At 31.2% G+C, this 26,021-nt stretch carries 19 protein-coding genes; 18 read left to right on the top strand and 1 reads right to left on the bottom strand.

All coding sequences use genetic code 11. The annotated features are described in order from the left end of the window. Position 1 precedes the first annotated feature (1 nt). From QMG30_RS19905 to QMG30_RS19840, 14 genes are all read left to right on the top strand, one after another. Positions 2-2,317 (top strand): glycoside hydrolase family 3 N-terminal domain-containing protein, encoded by a 2,316-nt coding sequence (locus QMG30_RS19905; RefSeq protein ID WP_281818527.1) that lies wholly within the window; start codon positions 2-4, stop codon positions 2,315-2,317. A 98-nt stretch (positions 2,318-2,415) separates the two neighbouring features. Continuing rightward, positions 2,416-3,534, top strand: coding sequence for a glycoside hydrolase family 88 protein (locus QMG30_RS19900; RefSeq protein WP_281818525.1), 1,119 nt, complete (start codon positions 2,416-2,418; stop codon positions 3,532-3,534). A gap of 55 nt (positions 3,535-3,589) precedes the next feature. Next, positions 3,590-4,441 carry a sugar phosphate isomerase/epimerase family protein gene (locus tag QMG30_RS19895; RefSeq protein ID WP_281818524.1) on the top strand — a complete coding sequence of 284 codons (852 nt, stop codon included), beginning with the start codon at positions 3,590-3,592 and terminating at the stop codon, positions 4,439-4,441. Positions 4,442-4,443: 2 nt separating this feature from the next. Then, positions 4,444-5,601: a Gfo/Idh/MocA family protein gene (locus tag QMG30_RS19890; protein ID WP_281818522.1), complete on the top strand. Its 1,158-nt coding sequence runs from the start codon at positions 4,444-4,446 to the stop codon at positions 5,599-5,601. Positions 5,602-5,640: 39 nt separating this feature from the next. After that, complete coding sequence (locus QMG30_RS19885; RefSeq protein WP_281818521.1) at positions 5,641-6,618, top strand: Gfo/Idh/MocA family protein; 978 nt, start codon at positions 5,641-5,643, stop codon at positions 6,616-6,618. Positions 6,619-6,654: 36 nt separating this feature from the next. After that, the gene (locus QMG30_RS19880; protein ID WP_281818519.1) at positions 6,655-7,425 is read left to right on the top strand and encodes a sugar phosphate isomerase/epimerase family protein; all 771 of its coding nucleotides are present in this window, start codon (positions 6,655-6,657) and stop codon (positions 7,423-7,425) included. 22 nt (positions 7,426-7,447) lie between these two features. Beyond that, positions 7,448-9,616, top strand: coding sequence for a family 78 glycoside hydrolase catalytic domain (locus QMG30_RS19875; RefSeq protein ID WP_281818517.1), 2,169 nt, complete (start codon positions 7,448-7,450; stop codon positions 9,614-9,616). Positions 9,617-9,682: 66 nt separating this feature from the next. Next, positions 9,683-11,134 carry a sulfatase family protein gene (locus QMG30_RS19870; protein WP_281818515.1) on the top strand — a complete coding sequence of 484 codons (1,452 nt, stop codon included), beginning with the start codon at positions 9,683-9,685 and terminating at the stop codon, positions 11,132-11,134. A gap of 29 nt (positions 11,135-11,163) precedes the next feature. Then, positions 11,164-12,435 (top strand): TolB-like translocation protein, encoded by a 1,272-nt coding sequence (locus QMG30_RS19865; protein ID WP_281818512.1) that lies wholly within the window; start codon positions 11,164-11,166, stop codon positions 12,433-12,435. 665 nt (positions 12,436-13,100) lie between these two features. Beyond that, the gene (locus QMG30_RS19860) at positions 13,101-14,216 is read left to right on the top strand and encodes a LuxE/PaaK family acyltransferase (RefSeq protein ID WP_281818510.1); all 1,116 of its coding nucleotides are present in this window, start codon (positions 13,101-13,103) and stop codon (positions 14,214-14,216) included. A 10-nt stretch (positions 14,217-14,226) separates the two neighbouring features. Further along, positions 14,227-16,710, top strand: coding sequence for an aldehyde dehydrogenase family protein (locus tag QMG30_RS19855; RefSeq protein ID WP_281818507.1), 2,484 nt, complete (start codon positions 14,227-14,229; stop codon positions 16,708-16,710). Further along, positions 16,700-18,385 carry an MATE family efflux transporter gene (locus QMG30_RS19850; RefSeq protein WP_281818505.1) on the top strand — a complete coding sequence of 562 codons (1,686 nt, stop codon included), beginning with the start codon at positions 16,700-16,702 and terminating at the stop codon, positions 18,383-18,385. Before QMG30_RS19855 ends, QMG30_RS19850 begins: the two co-directional genes overlap by 11 nt. A 43-nt stretch (positions 18,386-18,428) precedes the next feature. Continuing rightward, a complete protein-coding gene (locus QMG30_RS19845) occupies positions 18,429-19,583 on the top strand; it encodes a hypothetical protein (RefSeq protein WP_281818502.1) in 1,155 nt (384 codons plus the stop codon). A gap of 6 nt (positions 19,584-19,589) precedes the next feature. Next, entirely contained in the window at positions 19,590-20,834 is a 1,245-nt protein-coding gene (locus tag QMG30_RS19840) for a phenylacetate--CoA ligase family protein (protein WP_281818499.1), read from the top strand. 150 nt (positions 20,835-20,984) lie between these two features. Here the strand turns inward: QMG30_RS19840 and spoVB are convergent, their stop codons facing one another. Beyond that, positions 20,985-22,526 carry a stage V sporulation protein B gene (spoVB, locus tag QMG30_RS19835; RefSeq protein ID WP_281818497.1) on the bottom strand — a complete coding sequence of 514 codons (1,542 nt, stop codon included), beginning with the start codon at positions 22,524-22,526 and terminating at the stop codon, positions 20,985-20,987. Positions 22,527-22,749: 223 nt separating this feature from the next. Between spoVB and lspA the strand changes: the two genes are divergently transcribed. From lspA to QMG30_RS19815, 4 genes are all read left to right on the top strand, one after another. Beyond that, positions 22,750-23,196, top strand: coding sequence for a signal peptidase II (gene lspA / locus QMG30_RS19830; protein ID WP_281818495.1), 447 nt, complete (start codon positions 22,750-22,752; stop codon positions 23,194-23,196). 119 nt (positions 23,197-23,315) lie between these two features. Beyond that, the gene (locus tag QMG30_RS19825; protein WP_281818493.1) at positions 23,316-24,995 is read left to right on the top strand and encodes an alpha/beta hydrolase; all 1,680 of its coding nucleotides are present in this window, start codon (positions 23,316-23,318) and stop codon (positions 24,993-24,995) included. Between the two features lie 297 nt (positions 24,996-25,292). Beyond that, a complete protein-coding gene (locus tag QMG30_RS19820) occupies positions 25,293-25,763 on the top strand; it encodes a DUF2975 domain-containing protein (RefSeq protein ID WP_281818492.1) in 471 nt (156 codons plus the stop codon). Positions 25,764-25,789: 26 nt separating this feature from the next. Continuing rightward, positions 25,790-26,002 carry a helix-turn-helix domain-containing protein gene (locus QMG30_RS19815; RefSeq protein WP_281818490.1) on the top strand — a complete coding sequence of 71 codons (213 nt, stop codon included), beginning with the start codon at positions 25,790-25,792 and terminating at the stop codon, positions 26,000-26,002. Positions 26,003-26,021: the final 19 nt, after the last annotated feature.

The following is a 26,021-nucleotide window of genomic DNA, read 5'->3' as shown; positions in this document are numbered from 1 at the left end:
AATGAAGAATACAAGTATTAATGAAAAAAAGATTTATAAGAATACTGAGTTGCCAATAAGTGAACGAGTTAAGGATCTTATGAAGAGAATGACATTAGAAGAGAAGATTGCTCAAACAATCTCTATTGATACGACAACCTTGTTAATTGATGAAAATGAGGAAACTGAGTTATTTGAGTCAGGTCAAATCCAAAATGAAAAACTTAAAGATTTGCTTGTTAACGGGATAGGAGCTTTTCAATTACCAGGTAAGCACATGTCACCTGAAAAAAGTGCAGTATATAGAAATATTTTACAAAAACATATAATAGATCATACAAGATTGCAGATTCCAGTATTGTCTCAAGAAGAATGTCTTATGGGACAGTTATCTAAAGATTCAACAATGTTCCCAAGGCCTATTGGTCTTGCAGGAACATTTGATACCGAGCTAGTTGAAGAAATCTATACTGCAATCGGAAAAGAAACAAATTCAAGAGGTGGACATCAAGCTTTTACACCGGTTTTAGATATTGGTAGAGATCCAAGATGGGGTAGGTATGAAGAGACATTTGGTGAAGATACTTATCTAGTTAGTAGAATGGCTGTATCTGTTGTAAAAGGTTTACAAGGTGGTAGCCAAGGTGTTGAAAAAGGACATATTATATCATCACCAAAACATTTTGCAGGTTATGGGCAATGTGCAGGAGGAAGGAATTTTGCACCTACAGATATACCGCTGCGTATGTTTAGAGATGAAATATTACCTCCTTTTAAAGCAGCAGTTATGGAAGCTGGGGCGAAAGGGATAATGCCATCTCACTCGGAAATAGATGGTATACCATGTCATGCTAATAAATGGTTACTAACGAATGTACTTAGAGACGAGTGGGGATTTGATGGTATCGTTATTAGTGATTATAATGATGCCTCTCGTTTGGATTTATTGCACCATGTTTCAAAAGATGTTGAAGAGGCAGCAGTTTGTGCTTTGAGTGCAGGTCTTGATATGGATATTCCTAGTGGTTCAGCATTTAATAGTCTTTTAAGTGCAGCTAAAAAATCTGAAGAAGTTGTAAAATTAATAAATCAAGCTGTGTCAAGAATTTTGAAAGTTAAATTTGAATTAGGCTTGTTTGAGAATGTGTATGCAGATCCAGATGAGGCGAAGACTTTAGTTAACAGCAAAGCTCATAAAACGTTAGCTAAAAAAGCAGCAGATAAGACAATTATCCTTTTGAAAAATGAAAATGATTTATTGCCTATAGAGCAAAAAAATATTAAATCTATTGCTGTAATTGGGCCAAATGCAGATCCAGTTGAATTTAGTTATTATAGTACACGTCCTAATATTGGTACAAGTATACTCAATGGTATAGTAGGTAAAGTAGGTAATCAATGTAAGGTATTATATGAAAAAGGTTGTCATATAACAAAAAGTGTAAAAGTTATAGAAACTGAGACTAACGTTGTTAGTAAAAATCCAACTCTTTATACTTTGGATGAAGAAATTGAAGAGATGAAAAAAGCTGTTGAGGCTGCAAAGAAATCAGATGTAGCTATTGTTTGTATTGGAGGATCACCATCATCTAGTCGTGAGGCAGTAACGCTTCAAAAGCATTATGGTGATAGTGCAACATTGGATATTGTTGGACAACAGAATAAACTTTTAGAGATGCTATTAGAAACTGGTACACCAACAATTGTTGTATTAATAAATGGAAAGCCATTATCTTGTGGATTTGTTTATGATAATGCTCCAGCTATACTTGAGGGGTGGTACTTAGGACAGGAAACAGGGAATGCGGTAGCAGATGTTCTATTTGGTGATGTTAATCCAGGAGGTAAATTACCGGTTACTTTAGCAAGATCTGCAGGACATTTACCTGCATACTACAGTCAAAAACCATCTGGATTCTTAAAAGATTATTTGTTTGAGATAGAAGGACCATATTTTTGCTTTGGACATGGATTAAGCTATACAACATTTGAGTATGAAGGATTAGCTCTTTCGAAATCAGTTATTAAAATTGGTGACAGTGTTGAAGTAAGTGTTAATGTCAGTAATACAGGCGACCGAGTGGGTGATGAGGTTGTACAGATGTATATTAGAGATAATGTAGCTTCTGTTACGAGACCGAAGATGTTGTTAAAAGGATTTAAACGAATTACATTAAGTCCGGGAGATACTAAAAAGGTTAAGTTTGAGATAACACCCGATAAGATTGAATTTACAGGTATTGACTATAAGCCAACTATTGAAGCTGGTACATTTAATATAATGGTTGGAACTAGTAGTAAAAAATTTGATACGGTAGTATTGACTGTAATAGAATAAAAAATAGGATGTTATTAAGATGGTTTCAAATTCCAATAAGATAAAAATTGGGACATGTACTCCTATATAGTAGGATAATGAAAGGATAGTATAAAACTATGTTAAGTGTCAATAAATGGGTCTATAATGCGTGGGAAGATGTTATAAATAAAATTAAGAAAACAAGTGTAAATATTGGGAATCGTTTTCCATCTATGTCTGTAAATGGCAAATATAGTTATACTGAAGATACATGGCGTTGGGTAACAGGTTTTTGGCCAGGGTTATTATGGCTTTTGTATGAAGATACAAAATATAAACCATTTAAAGAAATTGCTCTTAGTTGTGAAAAGATAATGGATCAATCATTAAAAGAATATACAAACTTGCATCATGATGTGGGTTTTATGTGGATGTTAACATCTATTAAACATTATAAGATGACTGGTAATTTAGAATCTAGAAGACGTGGTTTGATTGCAGCAAGTTACCTTTCAAGTAGATTTAATTGTGCTGGTAATTTTTTGGTTGCTTGGAATACAAAAAATATAAATAGAGCTGATAATAGAGGCTTGAGTATTATTGATAGTATGATGAATTTACCAATACTCTTCTGGGCAACAGAAGAAAGTGGAGATCCAAGATTTAGTCATTTTGCTAAAGCTCATGCAGCAACAGTACTAAAGTATTTTATACGTGATGATGGTTCGGTTAATCATATGGTTGAGTTCAATCCATATACAGGTGAGATGATACGAGTACATAGTGGTCAGGGACATTCTATTACATCTGCTTGGTCAAGAGGAACTTCATGGGCGCTTTATGGTATGGCATTAGCTTACAAATATACAAAAGATAATAAATATCTAGAAGCTTCTAAAAAAGTAGCAGATTTTTTTATTAGGGAGCTTCCAGAAGATTCTGTACCACATTGGGACTTTAAGGTACCTAGAGAAAAAGACACACCTCGAGATACATCAGCAGGTGCATGTGCCGCATGTGGCCTTTTAGAATTGTCACAGCATCTTAACGGTAAAGACAAACTTAAGTATTTCAATAAAGCTCAATCTATTGTTAAATCAATGTATGAGAATTATGGTAATTGGGATAACAAAAATGATGGATTGTTAAGAGGTGGTACATTTAATTATCCGAAAGGTTTAGGCATTGATGTATCATTAATTTATGGCGATTATTATTTTGTTGAAGCCTTAGCGAGATTAAAAGCGTATAAATAAAAAGTGGGTTAAATATATTGCAATAATGCTAGCAAATATTGAAAAGAGGTATATTATGAGTCAATTTGTATTAACAGGATTTTCAGATGAGATTAGTCCAGATTTCTCTGTGCAGTTAGAAGAAATGAAGAAGTTAGGTATTGAATATATTGAAATTAGAGGTGTTAATGGAAAAAATATTGTAGAACATTCTATAAAAGAGGTTAATAAAATAAAAAAAGAAATGGATTCAATAGGCATTAAAGTATCTGCTATTGGATCACCTATTGGGAAGATTAAGATCACTGATGACTTTGAGAATCACTTTGAAACTTTTAAGCATATCATTGAGATTGCCAAAGTTCTTGAAACAAAATATATTCGTATGTTTAGTTTTTATATTGAAACAGCAGATGTATTAAGGTATAGAGATGAAGTAATAAAAAGACTTAAGATATTAGTAAACTATGCAGAACAGCAAGATATTATACTTCTTCATGAAAATGAGAAAGACATTTATGGAGATATTCCAGAACGTTGTTTGGATTTATATAACACAATCAATTCATCACATTTTCAATTGATTTTTGATCCTGCAAATTATGTCCAATGTAATATTACAACTTATCCCAATGCATTTAATACGCTAAAAGATAAGGTGACTTATTATCACATTAAAGACGCAGTAAATGCAACAGGAGAAGTAGTTCCTTCTGGTAAAGGAGATGGACATATTTTTGAGATTATTAGTGAGTTGAAGAATTGTGGATATAAAGGGTTCTTATCTTTAGAGCCACATCTTGGTGATTTTGTAGGATTTAGCAATCTTGAAAGTGATGGCGATATTCCGAAATTTAAAGAAGCATCTGACGCAGGAAAGTTTAAACTGGCTTTCAATAGCTTAATGAAAATTATTAGAGAGGTGTAATTGTGGATAAAGTTAGATTAGGTATTGTAGGAATTGGTAATATGGGAAGTTCTCACTCCCGTAAATTAATAGATGGTGAAGTTGAAAATGGCGTACTTGTTGCTGTTTGTGATATAAAAGAAGAAAGACTTAAATGGGCGAAAGAAAACTTGGGAGATGATATTTTAACTTTTGATAGTATTGATGCTATGATTGAATCAGGAGAGTGTGATGCTTTGATTATTGCAACACCTCATTATAATCATCCAACAATGGGAATTCAAACATTAAAAGCAGGATTGCATGTGTTAGTAGAAAAGCCAATTGGTGTTTACACAAAGGCGGTAGAAGAACTTAATAAAGTTGCTGCGGTATCAGATAAAGTATTTACAGTCATGTATAACCAAAGAACAAATCCGTTATATCAAAAGGTAAAAGAGATGGTAGATGGTGGTGAACTCGGAGAGATTATGCGAGTGAACTGGGTGATTACTAATTGGTTTAGAACAGAAAGATATTATGAATCAGGAGGTTGGAGAGCAACTTGGAAAGGTGAAGGTGGCGGTGTTCTATTGAATCAATGCCCTCATCAAATTGACTTGATTCAATGGCTTTGTGGATTGCCAAAAAGAGTTAGAGCTTTTGCTAAATACGGACAGTATCATAATATTGAAGTAGAAGATGATGTTACAGCTTACTTTGAATACGAGAATGGTGCGACAGGTACGTTTATAACATCAACAGGTGAAACACCAGGTACAAATAGATTAGAGATCACTGGGGAAAACGGGAAATTAGTAGTAGAAGGTGGAAAACTGACATTTTATAAGAATGAAGTTAGCATGTATAAATATTCAAAAACAACAGATGAACTATTTAAGAAACCTGAAGTAGAAGTAAAAGAAATTGAAGTTTTTGGTAAAATGACAGCACATGTTGGAATTATGCAAAATTTTGTTAATGCAATTCTAAAAAATGAAAAGCAGTTGGCACCGGGAATAGAAGGAATCAATGGACTATCGTTATCTAATGCTATGCATATGTCCTCTTGGATTGACGATTGGGTAGATTTACCGATTGACGGTTCTCGTTATAAAGAATTATTAGACGAAAAAATAAATAATTCAGTGTATAAAAAGGTTACAAAAGAAGTTACTGCAGATCTTACTGGCAGTCATTAAATGTGACTAGAGCATAAAAGCAAAAGATTGGAGTTAATCATGAAAAAATTTGGAATCGGAATCATTGGTTGTGGGACTATTATGTCTGTCCATCTAGATAGTATTCATGAATACGATGGTGTAGAGCTTATAATGGTTTGTGATATTGACTCAGGATTAGCAAAATCTGTCGCTCAGGAAGAAAGGTGTTTATGGGTTACAGATTACAAAGAAGTATTAACAAACGAGAATGTAGATATCGTTCATATTTTAACGCCTCATTACTTACATGCTTCAATGGCTATTGAGGCTCTTAAAATGGGAAAACATGTCGTTCTTGAAAAACCTGTTGGTATCAATTTGAAAGAATTAGAAGAATTAAAGGAAATTGCCAGTGAAACTGGCTTGACAGTAGGTGTGACTTTGCAAAACCGGTTCAATCCAACGACCATAAAAATGAAAGAGCTTATCGGTTCAGGAAAACTTGGCAAGTTAATTGCTTCAAAAGGTATTTTGACATGGTGCCGTAAAGGTGAATATTATAGTGACTCAACATGGAGAGGAAAGCTGGCAACTGAAGGAGGCGGGCTCTTAATAAATCAAGGAATACATACTTTGGATTTAATGGAATACATTGGTGGTCCTATAAAAAAAATAAAAGGACATATTGCCAATTATTCTCATCCTGATATAGAAGTTGAAGATACTGCGATGATGACTATGGAATATGAAAATGGAGCAATTGGGAATTTTTACGGAACAAATAGTTATGGAGATAACAGTCCGATAGAAATGGAATTTATTTTTGAAAAGGGGCAGTTGCAGTTAAGAGATAGGCAATTAATTTTAGTTAAAAACAAGAAATCAGAATTAGTTATTGCTGACATATTAAAAGAAGGTAATAAGTCCTACTGGGGAATGAGCCATAAACTGATTATAAAAGATATATATGATAGTATTAAGAATAAGACGAATCCTAAGGTATCCTTGGAAGATGGAATTAGAGCAACACAATTAGTGTTACTTTGTTATCAATAACCTTAATAATAATAATATATACAAGAAGGAGATATTATGAATAAACCAATTATAGCAGCACAATTATTTACAGTAAGAGAGTTAATAGCGGATAAAAGTGAAGCTGAAATTCGTGAAGTATTAACTAAGATACGAAAAATTGGATATAAAGCGATTCAGATTTCAGGAGTTGGAGAAGTAACACCTGAAAAAGCTGAGATATTTAGTAAGATAGCAAAAGAACTTGAATTTGATATATGTGCAACACATTTTAATATTAAGTATATGCAAGAGAATATAGATTGGGTAATCAAGATTCATAAAATGTGGGATTGTCAATATGCAGGAGTTGGAATTATGCCAAAAGAATATCAACAATCAGATAAATTATGTGAGTTCGTTGATATAATGAATGAAGTTGGTAAGAAATTGAAAAAGGCTGGAATTCAACTTATCTATCATAATCACAAAATGGAATTTGAGTTAAAAGATGGTCAACCATGGTTACAATACTTATATGATAATTTTAATTCAGAATATGTCCAATTGGAGTTAGATGTTCATTGGGTTCAAGCAGGTGGCGCTAATCCTGTCACATGGATAAATAAAGTTGCTGGAAATATGGGTGTTATGCACCTTAAAGATTATAGAATTGTTAATAATGAAGTTCAATTTGCAGAAATTGGTAAAGGAAATCTGGAGTGGACTAAGATACTTGAAGCTGCATATAATGCAGGTGTTACTTATGCTGCTGTTGAACAAGATCGACATACAGATGATCCAGTTCAAAGCTTAAAAGAAAGTTTTGACTACCTTAGTACTTTATAAAAATAGATTGTGAGAATGAATTATGAAAAAACATTGGAATGCAAAGTGGATTATTGATCCGTCTTTTAAAGGATTAAAACCTATAGATATTTTTCGTAAAGAGATGCAATGTAAAAACATAGAAGAGCATAGAGATAATCTTAAAAATAAACATATGCTGATACGAAAAAAATTCAGAGTTTGTAATAAAGAGAAGAATGCAGTTATTAATATAACTGCTGATGATTACTATAAATTGTATATTAATGGTCAATTTGTAGGTCAAGGACCAGCTCCTGGATATTATTTTGCTTATAAATACAATTGCTATGACATTAGTAAATATCTAGTTGAGGGTGAGAATGTTATAGCTGTCCATGTATACTATCAAGGTTTACGTAATAGAGTTTGGAATAGTGGAGATTACCGACAGGGAATGATTGCAGAAGTTTATATGGATCATAATATTATTCTCTCAACGGATGAGACTTGGAAGTATCAGATATCTGAAGCTTTTAAATCTGGTGGTACAACAGGGTATGAGACCCAATATCTTGAGAATTTTGATAGTCGGTTATATGATGAAGATTGGATAACAACGGCTTATAATGATAGTAAATGGTCTCAAGTAAGTGTGAATGAGGATATTGATTATTCATTTGAAAAAGATTCTACTGTTCCTTTAGAGGTGTATGAACGAAAGGCTGTTGAAGTAAATAGGTATTATGAGAATAGTTACTTAATTGATTTCGGGCAAGAAATCACAGGTCAATTTCTAATGACAGCCCAAGGAAATGCTGGACAAGTTATTGAGATTAGATACGGTGAAGAGCTAGATGAACTTGACGAGACACATGTTCGGTATCATATGAGATGTAATTGTGACTACCAAGAGTTTTGGACATTGTCTGGAGCAGTTGATCATCTTAATATATATGATTATAAAGCTTTTAGATATGTTGAAGTTATTGTACCAAAAGGGTGTACAGTCAAAAGTGATTTCACAGCAATTGTACGCCACTATCCTTTTGAAGATAAAGGTTTTATATATCAATCTTCTAATAAAATGATAGACCATATTATTAAAATTTGTAAAAATGGAGTTAAGTATGGAACCCAAGAGGTATATGTAGATTGTCCAACAAGAGAAAAAGGTCAATATTTAGGCGATTTTACGGTAACAGGTCATTCACATATTTACTTAACAGGAAAAACCGATATGTACAAACAGACTCTAATTGATTTCGCCAATTCAACATTTATTTGTCATGGAATAATGGCAGTAGCTCCTGGTGCTCGTATGCAAGAAATTGCTGATTTTTCTATGCAGTGGCCAATGCAATTACATCAATATTATAGACAAAGCGGCGATAAATCATTTTTGAATGAGATGTATAAAAAATTGGTTGATCTTGAAGAATATTTTAAGTCATATGAAAGAAAAGATGGATTATTGGTAAAAGTTGATGAGAAATGGAACTTGGTTGATTGGCCAAATAATTTACGTGATAATTATGATTGTGAATTAAGTAAACCGATGGGTGATGAGTGTCATAATGTAATTAATGCTCATTATTATGGAATGTTAACATATATTGAGAAGATTAGATCTATCTTACATATTGAACCGATAAATGATTTAGATAGTTATAAAAAGTCATTCGTGAAGGCTTTTTATAATGAAGAATTACAGCTTTTTGTAGATAAAGAAAATTCTACACACTCAGCAATGCACTCTAATGCATTACCTTTACTTTTTGATTTGTTTCCAACAAACAATATTGAAAATGCTGTAAAATTAATTAAGAATCGTATTCACCATTGTGGAGTTCAAATGAGCTATTTTGTTTTGAAAGCGCTAGCTAAAGTAGGGGAATATGAAGCAGTTTATACGTTCATAAAAGAATTATGGAGTACGATGGTAAAAGAAGGAGCTACCACATGTTATGAAGCTTGGGGAAAAAATCAAAAATTCAATACTAGTTTATGTCACCCATGGGCAAGTGCACCTATTCCCATATTGGTGGAAGAGGTTATAGGATTAAATCCAGAAGAACCTGGATGGAGTAAGATTCGATTTGCTCCCCATATACCAGAGTCTTTAGAAACCTTTAAATTAGAGGTAAAGGTTAAGTGCGGGAGAATCAATATCAAGAAGGAGAATGGGATTCTTACCATTGAAGCACCTCATGGTGTTGAAATAATTCATTAGATTTTTGTATTCAATTAACTATATAATGTATTTCATTATATAAAGTATAAATGGAGATGAATAATTTTGAGTAAGACAAATGTAGTGGTAATTATGGCGGATCAATTGAGGGCTGATATGTTGGGAGAAGATACACCGAATATCACTCAGATTGCTAATGAAGGTGTGAAGTTTAATAGAGCATATTGTGCCTCTCCGTTATGTGTACCTGCAAGAGGCGCATTTTTCACAGGAAAATATCCTAACATTAATGGGAGTCTTATAAATCCATGGTTTAGTCTAGATGCACACCACGGCGATGTAAATAAAGATGTACCTAATTTATATAGAATGATGGAAAGAGAATGGGATAGTTGGCATGCAGGAAAACAACACCTTTATACCGAAGGGGGAAAAATGGAGAACGATCCCAATTCCAAAACCAATTGGATAGCTACAAGTGCTACATATGATAAATATTTAAAAGATCATAATAAACAAAGACCTGGTGGACCGAATTTTAGAGGTAGAGTTGCTGAAATGACTCTTGGAAAATTTACAAGAGTAAAAGATTATTCTATTCCAAAGACTGGATGTTATAAAGAGGGATTTGATACCTTTTTTGATGGATACTTTGCCAATTCGGCGGTAAAAGCAATCAGGAAAAGAGATAAAAGTAAACCTTTGTTACTTAATGCAATGTTTTTAGCACCACACCCACCATTGGATATACCGGAACCTTGGTATTCTATGTACAAGGAAGTTGATGTGCCTGAAAATGTAGGCAAATGGAATGCGGATCAGTCACCACTTCAAATGTACAATCTTACGGGTATACTGGGGAGTCGATATACAAGAGAAGATTGGAAAGATATTTGGCCAGTCTATAAAGGGTTAGTTTCGTTGCTTGACCATTGTGTTGGAATGATTATTGATGAACTTAAGGTTCAAGGTATATATGATGAAACCTTGATTATTTTTACCAGTGATCATGGTGAGATGTTAGGGTCACATTCCTTATGGCAAAAAATGTGTATGTATGAGGAATCAGTTAGAATACCACTATTAATGAAATTTCCATCAGGTGTGGATTGTAAGGGAAAAGAGATTGATGAAGTAGTTAGTGCGGTAGATGTATTACCTACATTGTGTGAATATTTGAAGATAGAACCACCTAAGGATTTATCAGGAGTTTCTTTAATGACGGCAATAGCAGAAGAGCCAATTGATAGAGAAATGATTTATATTCAGTTTGATGGTAATGGTGCTAGGGGTAATTTCCAACGTTGTGCTATTATGGAAAACTATAAGTTAATTATAGATATTTTTAAAGATGAGGTTTTCCTTGAATTATATGATTTAGGGGAAGATGTTGGGGAGCAAAATAATTTAATATTTGAAAAAAAGTATAGATCAATTATTATCAATATGGTCGATAGAATAAGAGAGCATATGAAGAATACAGAAGATATGTTGGAAGTTAGTGCAAATGTTTATGAAGATTTTTTAGAGAACTATAGCCAATTAAGAGTAAAATAAGACATTAAATAGATAAGGAGAATAGTTAAATGATAATCAGTAAAAAATTCCCAAGATATGAAAAATTCGAACCTAAAGTGCCAGTGTATTGTGTTACTCCAGGTGAAGGCCGTATTCTACATAGATTTTTTGATACTTCACCTTTTAGTCCATCAGGAAGATATATGGCATTATTTAGATTGCCTGATGAAACAGATATACCTAAACCTGGTGATAAAGGGGAAATCGTTATTGTTGATTTGCAAGAAGGTATTGAGAAAGTTGTTGCAGAGTCTCATGGATTTGAAGATCAATTAGGTGCTAATATTAACTGGGGAGAGAATGATGATTTAGTTATTTATAATGACGTTGACCCTCAAACTTGGGAATATTATGGTATTAAACTAAACTGGAAAACCGGTGAAAAAACTAGATTGGAAATAGGAGTATATCATGTATCACCTGATGGTCTTGAAGCATGTACGGGTAATCCTTCATGTAAGTGGCGTACACAGCCAGGATATGGTGTTCTTATTCCAGAAGAATTAACTAAGACAGTATCGATTATTTCAGAAGATGAGGGACTATTTATAACAGATACGAGAACTGGTAAAGCAAAATTACTTCTTTCAATGAAAGAAATTTTTGAGACTTGTTATTCAAAAGAATATATTGAAGAGAAAAAAGACGGAGAATGTTATTTATTTCATTCAAAGTATAGTCCATCAGGAAAAAAAATAATGTTCTCTACAAGGTGGATTCCAAAAGAACTTCATAATTGTAAAAGTGCTATTGGTAAACCAGAAATAAGATTTATTATTTTTACTTGTAATAGAGATGGTAGCAATCTACAAGCATCTATTCCAGAAGAGCATTGGATTAATCGTGGACATCATACTACATGGCATCCAAGTGAAGAGTTATTAACTATGAATCTTGTAAAAGATTGGGGCAAGATGTTATTCGCTACAGCTACACTTGATGGGAAGAACATAGAACCTATGTTTTGGGATGTTACTGGTTCTGGTCATCCTACAGTCCATCCAAATGGTAAATTTTTAATTACTGATGTTTATGCTCATGAGGAACTTGCTTATGGGGATGGAACAGCGCCATTAAGACTGGTATATCTTGAATCAGGAGACGAAGAAGAGCTTCTTCGTATTAATGTTAGAACTCCATATCAATCCAAGAATATGGCATTGCGTGTTGATCCTCATCCAGCATGGGATAGGACAAATAGATATGTTGCATTTAATGCCTATGAAGGTGGTACAAGAAGAGTGTATGTAATGGATATGGAAAAATATATAAATAGGTAATGTGTTAATATCAAAAAAATGAATCTTATAAAAAGTAGTAAGTAGGTTTATAGTAAATAGCTAAATGTAATGAGCCTTGAAAGTGAATTGCTTTCATAAGGCTCATTTTTTGTCTTCTAAGAACGTGTCAAGCAAAGCGGGTTTTTACATGTAGATGAAAATCCGATTTGCGTAATAATCAAGGAGGGTATTAGATATATGGATATGTATGTTGCCTTTATCATTGTACTAGCGTTTATAATAAGAATATTCAGTAGTGATTCAGAAAGTAGGTGATTTCAAAATTAGGGTAGATTAAGATACAATAGATATAATTAACAAGTATATTCTCTTTTTTAATACAACAGCTGCTCAATCTTCTTTATGTTATTAACTAAAAACATAAAGCCATACCAATATTAATTCTTAATTTATCATTTTACTATAATAAAGTAATCAAGTTATATGAAAAACTTTATTTAATTAATTATCTAATACTTTTCTATAAAATAAATGTCGATTTTTTGTATTTTCAATAATTTAAAATAATAATTAATGGATTTTTGTTTGATATTGTAGTAGTATATTCATATATTTTTAATTATTTTCACTATTGTATTTTAAGTATAAATGTAAGTTAATTGAAAGTATTATTGTATACAAAACAATTTTATATGGAGGATATTATGATTAATAGAGAAAGGTTAGAATTTTATGAAAAAGTATATGATCAAAATGGGACAAGTAAAATCTTTATTAACGCAATAATAGAGGTGTTAGAGCATCATGCACAAAACAATGTATTTTTTAAAAAGTTGTTAGATGAAAACAATTTCAAAACTTCTGATATTAAGACGGAAGAAGATCTAATAAAAATTCCATGTATTCCAGCAAATTTCTTCAAAACTTATGAATCTTTGTCAGTTGATAGAGATAAAATTTTCGTTCATGTAACAAGTTCGGGAACAGCAGGACAAAAAAGTCAAATGTTCTTCGATAAACCTAGCTGGGATTTTGGACAATCTATGATTAGAAATATGATTAAATATTATGGTTTTTTATCTAATGAAAAAACAAATTATATTCTTTATACATATGAGCCAACTAAGGGTAGTAAGTTAGGAACTGCGAAAACTGATGAGGGACTTATGCAGTACGCACCTGTCAATGATAAATTCTTTGCCCTTAAATATAATGGACATGGACATGATTTTGACGTTTTTGGAGTTATTAACAAGCTATATGAATATGAAGAACAGGGGTTACCTGTAAGAATATTCGGTTTCCCATCGTTCTTATATTTTACACTTAAACAAATGCAAGATCTTAACATGAGACCGCTTAAACTTAATACGAAATCAATAATGATGCTTGGCGGCGGCTGGAAAGGTTATGCTGATAAGCAGATAGGAAAATATGAATTATATAATTTGTGTGAAGAAATGCTTGGTGTACCACAAGAAAATTGTAGAGATGGTTATGGTTCAACTGAACATTCTGTTCCATATTTTGAATGTAAAAATCATCATTTTCACATTCCCATTTATAGCAGAATGTTTATTCGTGACTTCAAAACTCTAGAACCACTTCCCTTTGGTGAAGTAGGTTTTGCTAATTTCATTACCCCACATTTGCTAAGTGTTCCAGCGATTTCTGTACTAATGGGAGATATGGCTGTAATGCATCCAGCAGAAGATTGTGGTTGTGGTATTAATACACCTTATATGGAAATTCTAGGTAGGGCTGGTACTAGTGTTGCAAAGAGCTGTGCAATTACTGCTAGTGAATTATTAAAAAGATAGGAGTGGAATAATGGATTATATTATTAGAGGTAAATTAGAAAAAAACTGTAATATATCTGATGTTTTAAGCAAAGTAGATGATTATCTTATAGAAGATTTAGATAAATGCAATGTGAAGTACTCAACAATTATTGATGCTTTAGATAAATTAGGTGCAATGTTAATTAATGATAAACATCTATTGATGCCAGAACTTCTGGAATATGGACTTAGTGAAGAACAGGCTAAACTGACTAAAGAAGAAGCTTATTCTATCTTGAATAAAGAAGCACTTAACCGCAAAGTTTCAAGAGAATTAGGAAATAAATTCTGTATAACCAAAAGGATAAGTCCAAATGAAAATGTTTTTGAAAGATGGCAGCCTCTTGGAGTATTAGGTCATGTTACAAGCTCTAATGATGCTTTATTACCCTTTTTTAGTTCTGTTGAAGGGCTTATAACAGGTAATATCAATATTATAAAACCTGCTAGCAATACAGAAAAAATAGTTATGAAGCTAGTAGAAATCATATGTGAAATAGAGCATAAGCTAAGCCCTTATTATTATGTTTTACCATTATCATCTAAAGAAAAAGAATCTCTTAAAATGGTATTTTCATTCTGTGATGGAATTGCTGTATGGGGATCAGATAAGGCTATAGACGGTGTTAAGTCAATGGTATCTAGTAATACTAAAATTATTGAATGGGGTCATCGTATCAGTATCGCATATTTTACCAAGGATGGAGTTACCAAAAAGGCATTAGAAAATCTATGTATTGATATATGTATTAATGATCAACAAGCGTGTTCTTCCCCACAAGTAGTCTATTTTGATACTAATGATAGACAAGAACTTATATCTTATGCAGAGAAATTATATAATGCTCTTGAAATTGTATCTCCCAAATACATTATTGGTGAAATTCAAAATCTAAGTACTGCTGAAATTACATCTGTAACTTTACTTGAAAAAATGAGTGAGATTATGGGTGATAAGAAAGTATTTATTTCTCCAGACAATGATTTCAGGATTTTTGTGGATTTTGATAATAACCTAACAGCTTCACCTTTATATAGAACAGTTATCGTTAAACCTTTAGTTAGAGAAGATATTGTTAAAACTCTAAGACCATATCGCTCATATATGCAATCAGTAGCTTTAGCTTGTGACCTCAAGGAAATAGTCACATTAACTGATAAGTTATTGAAAGCTGGTATTACTCGTATTAAAAATCCAGGTTCTATGCTTGATGATTATATTGGTGAGCCTCATGATGGAGTATATGCTCTTTCACAATATGTTAAGAGAGTTAGCATTGAATCTAATGTATTACCAAAAGCAATGATGAGTTTCTCCGAGATTATTTCGCAAGATAGTAAACCTTTTTGTGATGGTACACCTATCTTGAAGAAAAAAGATTTTCACCATCCAGATTACCAAGGACAACCAGGGTATATATTGTTAAAGAGTGGTGGTAGCTCAGGTAAGTCTATCTATGCTCCTCATAAATATGAAGATGCAGAAACTACATATATAACTGGAGGAAATGCTATGCTTGCAGCTGGATTGGACCCTAAGAGTGATATATGCATTAATCTATTTTATTCAGGTCATCTATATGGAGGATTTATAAGTATATATGAATCATTAAAGTATTTAGGTGTTACACAGTTACCAATGACGGCTATAGATGATTTTGATTCTGTAGTTAATGAAATCATTAATAATAATGTAAATGTTCTTGTTGGCATGCCTACTTATCTAATGAGGTTGTTTGATGAACAGAGTGAGAGATTAATTAATTATAATAATATTAATAAAATCTTTTATGCTGGTGAACATTTTTATCCACAGCAAGTCAAACTTTTAAAAGAAAAATATGGTATTAAGATAATTAAATCATTAGTTTATGGTTGTAACGAATTAGGTACCATCGGGTATTCTTGTGAGTATTGTACTAATAATGAACATCATTTGAATTCTGATTCCAAGTATCTTGAGATTATAAAGATGGATTGCGATGAGCCAGCTGAGAATGGTGAAGTAGGAAGAGTCATAATTAGTTCAACAGATGATTCACTTAATATATATAGATATGAGATTGGAGATTTAGCTAGATTAATTACGGAACCTTGTAAATGTGGTAGATTAACCCCAAAATTTGAGTTACTAGGAAGATATGGAGATATATTAAGGTTTGCTACTAGTTACATTAATACCAAAAAAATTAAAGATATCTTATATAAAGAATTAGGTTATAATGGAGAACTTCAAATAATCTTAGATTGTATCGATGGTATACCTGAGATGACAATATGTGTTAATGATAGTCTGGATAGAACTAACATAATTCATATTTTAAGAGAAAATTATTATGAGATCGATGATGTCATTAAGTCGAAGATGGGTAATATATTTGTGAAAAATTGCACTAAAGAGGATTTTATATTAAGCGAATATGGAGGAAAAATAAGATTAGTCGTTGATAGGAGAAATACTAATGAAAAATGATGTACTGATTTCTAAGGCATATTACAAGCTACTGATACCAACAATGTTGACCAATTTGGTTTCATCAGTAGGTTCCTTTGCTGATACTATAATTTTGGGCAATATGATAGGAGAAAATGCTCTTGTTGCCATGACTTTTAATGCACCTCTTTTCACTATCATCAACACAATAGCTGCTATTTTTGCTGTTGGTGGAACTACACTCATGGGACATTATTTAGGTAGTGGTAAAAAGGAATCTTCATGTAAGGTTTTTAGTCTTGTAATATCTTATGTTGTTTTTATTGGGCTTTTGATGACTTGTCTCGGATTGTTTTTTATTGATGATATCATGTATGCGTTAGGTTCTAGAGGAGAAGTCTTCAATTATACTAAGGCATATGGAATCATAATAATAGCGGGTATATTAGTGTTTCTGATTAATGTTATTTTTGCATTTTTTATAAGGATGGATGGTAAGCCTAAGCTTGCGATGGCAGGAATGCTTACTTCTATTGCACTTAATATAATATTGGACCTTTTATTTGTAGGACCTCTAGGAATGGGAGTTGCAGGAGCTTCTCTTGCCCTTGTGTTATCTCAAGTGGTTAGCATTATAATTATGTCCACCCATTTCTTCACTGCTAGTAATACACTGAAATTCAAGTTTTACTTATCTGTTAAAGATTTGATTAAAATATTTAAAACTGGTATTGGTACATCTACAACATTCATATACCAATCAATAGCTTTATTTGTACTCAATAATGTTATTTTCAGATTGTCTGGAACTATAGGAATGGCTACATACACTGTTATTTATAATGTCTCACTACTTTCATTGACACTTTTTGAAGGTATAAGTCAGACTATACAGCCTTTAGTCAGTTTCAGTTATGGAGAACAAAATAGTACTGATATCTTAATTATAATTAAGAAGGGTTTGAAAACTGGTATTATATTTAGTTTTATCGTAATTGCATTTTTGGAGATTTTTCCACAAGCTTTAATCGTATTATTCGGTATAAAAGACAGTAGCATTATCACAAGCTCCATATATGCAATTCGTATTTATGCTATAGGGATTGTATTAATGACTATTAATGTAATCATGAGCTATTATTACCAATCTACTGGTAAAGAAAAATTTGCAGCAATAATTGTTTTGTCTAGAAATTTAGTCTCACTTTTTATTGGTGTATTACTATTCGGACTTTTATTTGAACTCAATGGTATCTGGTTCGGTTTTGTTTTTGCAGAGATTTTAACTTTTATTATGTGGATAGCAATAGCTAATTACTATAGAAATAAGAAAGCGTGTAAATCTATTTTTTTAATTGACGCTACATCTGAATTAAATTTATCAGTGGAAATGAACAATACTAACTATAATAAAGATACCAAAAATATTATAAAAAAATATATCCTAGGAGAAAACTTATCTACAAACTTAACTAATTACATCTTTAGTATTATCGACGTAAGTATTAGACAATTATCTAGGAACAATACATTAAAAATATTCATAAATAATAAAAGCGATGATTTAACTGTTGTTATAAGTAATGATGGTAAAGTACTCAATATAGATGATAAAGTGTCTGTTCCATCAACTATTAGAATAGATAAATATGAAAATAGTGTTTTCTATGGTCTTAATAGAACAGTTATTAACATAAAAGATGATATTGCTTAGAGCTGAATATTATACTTTATTTAACGGAGGATTATAATGACATATGAAAAGATCAGTTATATATGAAAAGAAAATCAATAATTATAATAATGCATACATAGAAAAATCGCCGGATAATTATAGCTTGGTGAAATCAACAAAACATATGCAGCTTTTCCAGATATATTTACCTTTGACGATAAATCAATCAAAGAATACTTCACTGAGTACTCAAATTCTAGATCGTAATTTCAAGTGTAAAATTGCTAATAGTAACTATAAGGATATCATAGAAGCTATTAAGTGTATCTATTCTGTATATGGCTATCGTTACTCTTATAGAACTTTTTATTATCCTAATAAGTTCAAGCGACTTATGGATAAAGATAGAATTAAATCTTACTTAATGATAAATGAGCATGGTCAAATAGGTGGACATGCTGCGTTAATAAAAAGTGATAGTTTCCGTTTACTTCCTGAGGTTACTATGATAGTTGTTAAACCAGCTTTTAGAGGTCTTAAGTTGTCTTGCCTATTACTTGACTGCATTCTAGAAGCATCTAATGGATTAAGAATAAATGGGCTATGTGCTCAACCTGTTGTTTTTCATTCTATTAGTCAAAAAATTTTTTATGATAGAGGTTTTGTTGCATGTGGCTTTCTATTCCATTATCTCAATGAAGAGGTAACTGAACTATTCAGCAAAGAACGAAGGCTTGACTTAGCCTTATGTGTAAAAACTATTAATAAAAAGTATGTTACGAAAATATATCCACCAGAAGAACATGTATATTTTATCAAAAACATTTATAGAAAATTAAGTATAAAATGTGAAACATCCAGATATAGGATTATAGAGTCTAGTAGCGATTTTGATTATAGCTTTGACAACAATCTGGGTATATGTACTATTATTTTTGATAGGGTGGGTAAAGACATCAGTAATCTAATAGATAGTGTAATAGATGAGTGTGAACTTAATAAAAAAGAAATGATAGTTATGTATATCAACATGAAAAATCCTAGTTGCAACTATGGTTATAAAACCGCCATTGACAAAGGTTTTATTTTTTCGGGAATTAAGCCTTTAAGTGACAATGGTGATTATATTATAGTTCAGCACATGCTTAATCACTCGATTGATTATGATGTAATAAAAGCAGAGTATGATTATAAAAACTTATTAGAATACATTAGATTATTTAATGAAAGGAACTGATAAATTATGAGAGTATATCCACTTGATTATATTGTTGATTATGCGAAGACTAATTCGCCATATTATAAAAAACTATATAGAGACCTTCCAGGCAATATGGATTTTACAGATCTGCCTATTGTTGATCAAAGTACTTTTTGGAAAGCAATGGAGGATGATAAACAAAATATTCTTACAGGTAAGCAAATAGAAGGTAGAGTTTTTAAAAGTGGTGGGACAACCGGTCACCCTAAGTATTCTCCTTATACTACTAGTGAATGGGAGACAATGTGTGAAGGATCAGCTTTTTATTTAGCTGATAGTTCAATTAGGCATGGTGATATTATAGCTAATACCTTCTATGCTGGTAATCTATATGCTAGCTATGATTATGTTACTATGATGCAGTATTTTTGTCCACAAGAATTTTTATTATTGAATATAGGTGGACATAATCCTGTTAACGATATTGTTGATTCGATAATAAGTGCTAAGGCTAATGCGTTAGCAGGCTTACCCTCAGTAATATTAAAGATTATTGATTATGTATATGATAACAAGATTGATGGTTTTAATATTGACACTATATGCTTTGCTGGGGAAAGTCTTCAGAAAGAGCAACGTTCTCTAATCTGTAATAAGCTTAATAGAGATATAGAGTTCCGTTCTTTTGGCTTAGCTGGCAATGATTATGGCATTGTAGGTTATTTTAGTGACGACTGTGGTATTAACGAACATAGGATTTCTGATAAATTCTGTATTTTTGAATTAATTGACCCTGATACTAACGAAGTGATAACTGAAGAAAACCGTCCGGGGAAAATCTGTATTACTTCTCTATATAGATTACTTATGCCACTTATTCGTTATCCCATTGGTGATATGGGTATGTATAGTGAGCCTGCTGGTAAACCCAATAGAAAATTTAAACTTGTGGGAAGAAACGAAGAGGTTGCCAGGATTAGTTTTGTTTCAATACATATTGAAGAGATTAAGCAAATTCTTAAGAAACTTAATCTTGGAGATAGTAATTTTCAAGTTCTACTTACTAAGGAAAATGGACTTGATAGATTAACTATTAAAATTGCATCTAGTGCTGATATTACAGAACAGGTTGTTAAGGAACTTCAATGTCAGTGCCCTTTCTTAACTGATACTTTAAATAAAAAAATGATACAACCTGTTAAGATTATATGGTGTACTAATAGCGATCTAGATTATAATAGACGTACTGGGAAATTAAGAAAGTTGATAGACTTACGATTTAACTAGAATAATTTTATAGTCCATATTAATGATAATAAATGTTGGGGTATTTTTTAGTACCCCAACATTATATAAGCAGACTATTAAGACTAATACATGTTGATTAATTATGAATTATCCTAGACAACAATTCAATTTCATGATTCTTATAGAAATTTATTTTTTGGTTTTCTTACGTCTGTTAAGTATGAAATTAACTTCATTCATATTGATACTTCCAGTTAATAACAAAAGAGGTGCGGTAATTATCATGAATAGGCAGATATTTATCAAAGTAGTAATCAATAGCGAAAATGGTAAGGTAATGAATTTGTCTAGTAAGTCAATTGCAGACACAGATGCTAAGCATGCAAGTATAGGTTTTATAAGCCAATTACTTACTTTAAAGTTAATTGATGTAATCCTAATTAAATGAATTATATTAAGGGTAGATACAATTACGAAACTACTTAATAATCCCCATAGATAACCTTTTAATCCATACATAGGAATTAGAATGAATATGAATGCTATCCTAATGCTAAGACCTATTATATTATTACGAAAAACGATCAATTGTTTATTAAGCCCATTTAGTATACTCCCCAGTGTTGTTTGAAGATAAATAAAAGGACACAGCCAAGCTAGAATAGTCAACAGAATACCAACATATTCTTCTTGATATACTATAACCCCTAATGTTTTACCATAAGATAAGAATAAAAATGTACTAATTATTCCTATTAAAATAGTAAATTTCATTGTCTTGGTAGTTGTGAAGTTTATCATTTTCTTATTTTTGTTAGCAGAAGCTGCGGATACTGTTGGTAATAGCATTAATGAAATAGAATTAGTAAACACTGATGGAAAAAGAATTAGGGGTAAAGCCATTCCAGTCAAAATACCATATGTACTTAGAGCTTCAGAATGAGTGAAACCAAATAATTGCAATTGAGTTGGAATAAGGATTGTTTCAATACTGGTCAATATAGTTGTTATTAATCTATTAGAAGTTATTGGAACAGCAATAGCTGATATTTTTTTTAATATTATATAGTAACTTTGAGGTTTTTTAGAGTTTTTCTTTAAAGAATTGAATTTATATGCTATTGCTACTGTTGCAAAGGATATTATTTCGCCACCTACCATGCCTATTATAGCCATAGCACATGCATAGGTTAGACCTTTTGGAATAAAAAGCGATGATAGTAGATAAATAATAGTTATTCGGGTAATTTGTTCAAGTATTTGTGATAATGCGGGTACAGTAGGATATTTTAACCCATAAAAATATCCTTTAATACAGGACATAATAGCAGTAAATGGTATTGATAGAGCCATTATTTTTATTGCCAATGCTGTTCTAGGTTCGTTAATCAACTTGCTACTGATTAAATCCGCATTAAATATTAATATCAGCATGAGAATAATAGATAAAGTAAAAGCAATTATCGAAGATGCGCGAATAATCCTTTTGAGATTAGAATTGTTGTTTTTTGCTTTTTCTTCAGCAACAAGTTTAGAAACAGCTGTAAATATACCTGAACAGCAAATAGTATAGCATATCATATATATTGGAAAAACAAGCTGGTATAATCCCATACCTTCAGCACCAATTAAATTACTCAAGTATATTCTATTTGCAAATCCTAATATTCTAGTGATGAGAGCTGCTATTGTAAGAATTATGGTACCTTTTATAACTGAACTTTTTTTCATTTTTATTATTCAATCCTTTCATTGAATGTAATAATATATATTTGCTTTTTCTATAGTTATGTACTTGATTTTTTCTTATTAAATATTTCTTTCGGTCTGAATTGATTAAAAAGCATATAGGTATGATATTATAATTAGTAATAAGCCTAAAGTAATATATTCTTTAGAGCTTTTCCATATTCATTTTATTTGCTATAATGAGAAATGTGGAAAGGAGGTTATCATGAAATATCTAATTATTACGCCATTATGTTTTTTTATTGACCAGATTTGTAAGATGAAAGCAGTTAATGAAATGGATCATACAACTAGTAAACCAATACTAAATAATAATATATTTTTGAAACTCAATTATAATGAAGGTGCTTTTTTAGGTTTTCTTAAGAATAAAAAATCTTTTTTATTAGTAGTAAATATTGTTTCAGTCATAGTATTATTAGGTCTGAGCATAACTTATGCTTTTATAAAAGGTAATAATATTTTACATATAGGATTAGCTTTTTTGACAGGTGGAGCATTAAGTAATGTTTTTGATAGAATACGGCTTAAAAAAGTTGTTGACTATTTTTCATTCAAATGGAAACCTGATTTGATATTTAATTTAGCTGATATGTTTGTTTTCATAGGTTGCATTTTGTTGATTATAAGTGAAATGAAACCTAATTCATAGAAAATATTATTTTGATAATTGGGGAATACTATAAAAATTAAATGCAGTAAATACTATTAGGTATTTAATATTACTAGATACTAGACAGAATTTTATATACATGATGAGGTGAATAATATATGAATAAGATTAAGAGGTTAATGAGTGTAATTGTGGTTATTATGCTATGTCAGAGTTTGTTACTGGCTGGCTGTAGTAAAAAGGATGAAGATAATAAAGATAAAAATCAGATTAAAAAGGAAAATAATAGTGATAAAGTTGATAATGAGATTCCAAATTCAATTCAAGATAAAGAAATTGAGATTTCAGAATATGACTTGGGTCAAAGTGAGATCAAGCAGAGTTCAGGTATAATTATGCCTTATGATATGGTAGGTACTATTGCAGCACCAAAAGAAGGAGATAATTATCCAGTTGTATTTATAATGCATGGTTCTCATATGATAGAAGACTATAATAAAGATAGATATGATTTAGGATTTAAATATTTGGTAGAAGCATTAGCAAAAAAAGGATTTGTTGCTGTTGCTTTCAATATTAACGCACAATATCATCTGGAATTTGGTGAGCCTATAGCACATGAGAGATTAATTAATATCTTCAATGAGCATTTTGATAAACTAGAATCAGCAATTAAAGGTGATAGTGATGATTTTGGTATTGAATTGAAGAATAAAGGGGATTTGTCCAATATTGCTATGATAGGTCATTCAAGAGGTGGAGGAAGTTTGGATGCAATAATTAATGACCAGAAAGATAAAGGTAACGATAATGTTTTTGGAATCATTAAAGTAGCTCCCTCAAATGTTATGGTTATAGAAAATAATAATCCGGATATTCCAACAGGTATAATATTACCTCAATATGATGGAGATGTATCTTCTCAAGATGGACAAATGACATTTGATGAATTAAAAGGAAATCCATTAAGAAAATCTTTCGCTTCTCTAGTATTCTTAAAAGGAGCAGGACATAATTTCTTTAACGATAATGTCGAACAGGATGATAGAGAAAATTATAGTAACCTGACAGTTGATGATAAAAAGATATTTTTGACAAGAGAACAACAAAAACAGTTTTTAATTGATTATTCCATAGATTTTCTTAACAAAGCATTAGGTGAAGAAGTTGATAATAATTTATTTGATGCCAGTAAATCTACTTCTAACACAGCATATGGCTTACAAGCAAAAACTTCTTTAATTACTGGGAACAGAACAGAGATATTATTGGCGGACAGTCAAGACAGTGTTGGTGAAAATGAATTTGGTGGAAATAATATATCTGAGAATGTAGAAGTTAAGTATTTAACTGAAAGTTATATACCTAATAAAGACCAGTTATTGAACTTTGACCATCCGACTAATTATGAAGAATATGGATTATTTAGGATCGATTATACTAACAAAAATGGTAAATTCATGATGGAAATACCTAAGGATAATCAAGATATGAGTAACTACCAAGCTATATCTCTATATTTAGCCTTATATCCTGGTAGTGATTTAAATAAACCAAGAGAAAACCAAGCGTTATCTATTGTTGTTAAGGATAGTAATGGTAAAGAAGCTAAAGTAATTCTAGATGATAAGACAATTGCATTAGATTATCCCCAAGGAAAATCTATTACAAATGAATATACAACTTTCTGGTCTTTAAAAACTCCTTTGTCAGAAGCTAGAATACCTTTAAGTGAATTTAAAGATATAGATATCAAAAGTGTCGCTAGCATTTCACTTTTGTTTGACCAGAAAGACAGTGGTAGTATAATACTAAGAGATATAATGTTAACGAAATAAAGGATATTTTATGAGGAACAGTGGAGCACATTCTGCTGTTCTTTTTTTAGTCTTAAATAATATCTAAAATCTATCGTCAGTATATGATGGATAAATATTTTTAGAACGTCATACATATTATATTTGCTTAATCAATCACTAAGTCTACAGAATGTAATTTTTCCATGTAATTTTTCGCCTTGTACAATAGAGACAGAATTTTATCGATAAACAATAAAAAAATATTGATAAATGTATTTGCTTATGTTAATATTATTAGTGCATGGAATATTATTTATAAATTGGAGGAAGATTGATATGAAATTAATTAGCAATAAAACGTTATCTACATTTCTTAACTTTTTCATGATAGTTCTATTAGCATTAACACTAATGACTTTAATTTTATTACCTTGGATAATCAAAGAGTATATGAAATTAATTTATCCAGCTAGTATTTATCCAGAATTTGATTATTATACAATTTTAGCTATATTGTATGTAGCAGGTATTCTAGCAGGGGTCATACTTAATACTCTCAGAAAAATCTTCACTACCTGTAAGTTGGAAAATCCATTCATTTATGAGAATGTAAAAAATCTTAAAATCATAAGTTTGGCATCTTGTATTATTGGAATAACATTTATTATAAAAATGTTCATTATTAGTTCGTTGATGACGATAGTTGTTGTTTTTGTATTTATAGTTGCATCACTATTCTCATTAATCCTGTCACAAGTATTTGAAAAAGCAGTGGCCTATAAAGAAGACAGTGATTATACCATTTGAAAGATGGTTAAGAAAGGGAAGATATTATGGGAATCATAGTTAATTTGGATGTTATGATGGCTAAGAGAAAGATTGGTTTGTCAGAACTTGCTTCAAGAGTTGGAATAACTAATGCTAATTTATCTATACTAAAAAACAATAAAGCAAGAGCTGTAAGATTCAGTACACTTGAGGCAATATGTAGAGAGTTACATTGTCAACCAGGAGATATATTGGAGTATGTGGATGAAGATGAATAAGAAATTGATGTAGGGGTGT

Source organism: Vallitalea longa (genome assembly GCF_027923465.1).
In the GTDB taxonomy this organism is placed as follows: Bacteria; Bacillota; Clostridia; order Lachnospirales; family Vallitaleaceae; genus Vallitalea; species Vallitalea longa.
This window is presented reverse-complemented; position numbering and strand designations above follow the sequence as displayed.